The following is a 386-nucleotide window of genomic DNA, read 5'->3' on the forward strand; positions in this document are numbered from 1 at the left end:
TTTTGAAGCTCAAAAAGAGAAGATATATGCCCAATCAATCTGCGACTTGTATTGTTTTATCAGCAGACTATGATTCTTCAATTGAATTAAATTACAGTTACGAAAGTATGTATAAGAATGAAAGTGAATCTGTGACTATTGACTTAAGTACAACTAATAAAGAGCTATATACAAAAGTTGAGAAGCTAAATAACGAATTTGAAAATGAATTACTTACAACTTTAAATCAATTATATAGCAAAATTTAAAAATACCCATCTATAATGTTAGGTGGGTATTTTGATGAATAAGTATGCTTATTTTTTATTTGAATAAATTTCAATTGCCCTACTTAATTGGCCAGTGAAATATTGCTTGTACTCAAAGAACTCCTCAAAACTATTAAA

Annotated in this window: 1 protein-coding gene; it reads left to right on the plus strand. The window is 27.2% G+C overall.

All coding sequences use genetic code 11. The features are described from left to right. Positions 1-248: hypothetical protein (locus ACF91D_RS32300; protein ID WP_392438792.1), on the plus strand; the 248-nt coding region annotated here is incomplete at its 5' end. Positions 249-386 lie beyond the last annotated feature (138 nt).

Source organism: Staphylococcus sp. 231237_7MaSpsaltlick (assembly GCF_043107035.1).